This is a genomic window from Microbacterium umsixpiens (assembly GCF_053543675.1).
The window spans coordinates 6,061-9,728 of sequence record NZ_JBLVOH010000037.1 but is presented as its reverse complement, the minus strand read 5'-3'; the positions used below and the strand labels follow the sequence as shown (position 1 = coordinate 9,728).

Sequence of the window (3,668 nt, the reverse complement as noted above, 5' to 3'; positions counted from 1 at the left end):
CCCCGCGGCATCCGTGTCACTGCTCTCCGGTCAGGCGAGCCAGGCCGGGGCTCGACCGCGCAGGAATGCACCGTCGACCGAGAACCGCCCGGCACCGGTGAACGCGAGCGCCAGCGCCGCGGCGCCGAGGACGGCGACGAACTCGTATCCGCCCTCTCCGACCCAGAGCCCGGCAGGCAGGTGCACGGCGACGAGCGCGACGATCATGTCGACCGCCAGCAGGATGCCGACCGGGCGCGTGAAGAGCCCGAGCATCAGCAGCAGTCCGCCGATGAGTTCGACGAATGCGACGACCGGCGCCGCGATCTCGGGGAGGGGGATCCCCATGCCCGCGAAGCTGCCGATCGTTCCGGGGAGCGTGAACTCGAAGATCTTCTGCGCGCCGTGCGCGGCGAAGATCGCACCGACGACCACGCGCAGGACGAGGAGTCCCAGCGACGGGGCGGCGGAGGAGGCTTTGGTGTTCGTCATGAGGAGTTCTTCCTTCGTGGCAGGACACCCGCGCGCCAGGCGCGGAGCAGGGTCGTTCCCTGCCTCCACGCTAGGAAGCGCACTTTTCCATCTCCTGTGATCAGCCCCCGGCGAGGGCCCCGGTCAGCGGTGCGCGGCGACGACTTCGGCGACAGCGGTGCGCTCGGCTGCGGTCGGCTCGGCGATCGCCATGCGGCAGTAGGCGTCGACGACGTCGAGCACCCGGTACGCCTCTTTCATGCGGGCCATGTCTCCGCCGATCAGGGAGACGACATCGTCGACCGCGGCCTGGGCGGCGGCGATCGCCTCGGCGTCGCCCGATCGTCCGGCGTCGGCCAGGGCGCGGAACGGCTTGGGGGTGACGGACGAGACCCCTGACACGACGCCCTGTGCACCGGCATCGACGGCGGCGATGAGGTCGCGGTCGGCGCCGGTGTACAGCTCGAAGTCGGCGGGGACGACGGCGCGATACGCAGCGATCTCGTCGAGGGACAGCTCGCTGAGCTTCGCCCCCACGATGTTCGGCAGCGCAGCGAGGCGCACCAGCAGCTCTGGCGAGACGGTGTTGCCGCTGCGCGCCGGGTAGATGTACACGTACAGGCGCCCGTCGCCGACGGCATCCGACACCGCCTGGAAGTAGTCGAAGATCGCATCCTCGGTCGACTTCAGGTAGTACGGCGTGAGGGCGGCGAACTCGGTCACGCCGAGGCGCTTGGCGATCTCGACGAGCCGCACCGCCTCGAAGGTGCTCGGCTGGCCGACGTGCACGATGACGCGCATCCGGTCCTGCAGCTCCTCGACGGCGGCGGCGACGAGGGCCGTGAACTCGGCGACGTCGACGGCGGGGAACTCCCCGGTCGTGCCGAGGATGAAAGCCCCCTCGTTGCCCGAGTCGCCGACGAAGCGGAAGATCGCGCGCGATCCCTCGAGGTCGAGGCTGCCGTCGCGGCGGAACGCGGTCGGAACGGCGGTCAGGATGTCGTAGCGGGTCACTTCTCGGTCTCCTCGGAGTTCTTGCGGGACTTGCGGGCACGGCGCGTGGGCGCGTCGACGTTGCGGACGGTGGAGGTGAGCAGATCCGGCTGCGCGGCGAGCTCGTCGTGCGCCTTCTCGATCTGCTGGATGCTGTCGTCGTGCAGGATCGAGTCCGCGAGCGCCGCGCGCTCGGCGCGAGGTCTGCGGGCCGCACGGATCGCCGGCATCACGATCGAGAGCACGGCCAGCGCGAGCAGCACGATCGCGATGGGGCTGACGACCTCGAAGAACGGGCGCGTGGGAAGGATCGCCAGCGTGCGGGCGAGGTTCTCCTCGGCGAGCGGCCCGAGGAGGAGACCGAGCACGATGGGACCGGCGGGAACCTGCATGCGCTTGAGCAGCACGCCGATCACGCCGAAGACGAGCATGGTGACGACCGTCGAGAGGCTGTTCGAGGTGGCGTAGGTGCCGATGATGCAGAAGATGAGGATGCCGCTCCACAGGTACGGCTGCGGCACATCGAGGAGCTTCACCATGCCCTTCATGCGGATGAGGCTCAGCACCAGCGACAGGATCGTCGCGATCAGCATGATGCCGACGATGGAGACCACGAGGTCGGGGCGGTTGGTGAACAGCGTCGGCCCGGGGGTGATGCCCCAGATGATCATCGATCCGATCATCACGGCCATCACCGAGTCACCGGGGATGCCCAGGGCCATGGTGGTCGTCAGCGAGCCGCCGAGCGTGGCGCTGGATGCGGTGTCGCTGGCGGCGACGCCTTCGATGGATCCCTTGCCGAACATCTCGGGGTGCTTGGAGGCCTTGCGTGCGCGCTCCCAGCCGATGAGTCCGGCGATGTCGCCGCCCGCGGCGGGGATGAGGCCGACACCGAGACCCACCGCGCCACCGACCGCGGTCGCGCGGCCGCTCTGCTTCAGCTCGGCGCGGTTCGGCCACCAGCGGCCGAGGCTCGAGATCGGACGCACGGCCGACTTGCGGTACGTGAGGAGTTGATCGAACAGCTCGGCGATGCCGAAGAGTCCGATGATGACGGCGATGAAGTTCACGCCCTCGACGAGTTCGAGGACCCCGAAGGTGAAGCGCTGGTCGGCGGTCGCGGCGTAGGTCCCGACGCTGCCGAGCATGAGGCCGAAGAGTCCGGCGAGGATGCCCTTGAGCATCGACTTCGACGAGATGCCGATCATGATCGCGATGCCGAAGACGACGAGGGCGAACAGCTCGGGCGACTTGAAGTAGTCGCGGGCGAAGCTGGCGATCGGCACGGCGGCGACGGCGAAGAGCACGAGGGAGGCGAGGATGCCGACCGCCGAGACGATCGCGGAGATGGTCAGGGCGAGTCCTGCCCTCCCCTGCTTGGCCATCGGATATCCGTCGAGGGTGGTGGCGATGGATGCCGGAGTGCCGGGGGTGTTGATGAGGATCGACGGCACCCGGTCGCCGAAGTTCGCGGCGACGTAGATGGTCAGCAGCACCGCGAGGCCCTGCACGGGCTCGAGGGTCATCGTGAATCCGGCGGCGAGTGCGACGGCCATGGTCGCGGTGATGCCGGGGAAGGCTCCGACCATGAAGCCGAGCAGGAGGCCGACGAGCATGTAGAGCAGGATCGAGATGTCGAGGAGCGAGTTCAGCCCCTCCATGAGCGCGTTCACAGGGGAATCCTCAGGAGCATCCCGAACACGACGTAGACGAACGCCGCGACCGAGGCGGAATAGATGATGAGGCTCAGCCAGCGGCGGTGGCCGTAGAGGAGCATGAGGGCGGCCATCAGCAGGGCTGCGGCGACGGGGAAGACCTCGACGCGGTAGCCGAAGAGGATGACCGTTCCCAGCGACCACAGTGCGATGAAGGCACCGGTGATCACGAGGGTGGCGATGACGCGCAGGTAACCGCCGGGCTGGATGCGCTCGAGGTCTTCGCGGGTCGGGGCCGGGCGGGTGACCGCGACGGCGAGCAGCGCGATGGCGACGACCACCCCGGTGACTCCGATGACGAGCGGCCAGAAGCGGGCGTCGATCTGCCCGGGAGCGGCTTCGCGGCGCAGCGGGATCTGCGTCGAGAGGAAGAGGTAGCCGGAGGTGAACGCCAGGGCGACGACCGCGAACACGATCTCGAGGCGCCGGGATGCGGGTGCGCCCTGGTATTCGGTGTCGGGGGTGGACATCATGCTCCTTCTTTCGTCGAAGAGGAACGGCTGCGGGGGG

The 3,668-nt window shown here is 68.8% G+C and carries 4 protein-coding genes; all 4 read right to left on the bottom strand.

What is annotated here, in order from left to right; genetic code table 11:
- Nucleotides 1-30 precede the first annotated feature (30 nt).
- Nucleotides 31-471: a DoxX family protein gene (locus tag ACNPM4_RS03845; RefSeq protein WP_029261345.1), complete on the bottom strand. Its 441-nt coding sequence runs from the start codon at nt 469-471 to the stop codon at nt 31-33.
- 123 nt (nt 472-594) lie between these two features.
- Nucleotides 595-1,464, bottom strand: a complete 870-nt coding sequence (locus ACNPM4_RS03840; protein WP_448984751.1) for a dihydrodipicolinate synthase family protein — start codon at nt 1,462-1,464, stop codon at nt 595-597.
- The gene (locus ACNPM4_RS03835; RefSeq protein ID WP_448984750.1) at nt 1,461-3,116 is read right to left on the bottom strand and encodes a tripartite tricarboxylate transporter permease; all 1,656 of its coding nucleotides are present in this window, start codon (nt 3,114-3,116) and stop codon (nt 1,461-1,463) included. Before ACNPM4_RS03835 ends, ACNPM4_RS03840 begins: the two co-directional genes overlap by 4 nt.
- Nucleotides 3,113-3,668, bottom strand: a 556-nt coding sequence (locus tag ACNPM4_RS03830; protein ID WP_448984749.1) for a tripartite tricarboxylate transporter TctB family protein, incomplete at its 5' end; no start/stop codon positions are given. The genes ACNPM4_RS03830 and ACNPM4_RS03835, both read right to left, overlap by 4 nt.

Coding starts and splice junctions, on each gene's coding strand:
- ACNPM4_RS03845 (WP_029261345.1), bottom strand. CDS start 471: ATGACGAACACCAAAGCCTCCTCCGCCGCCCCGTCGCTGGGACTCCTC.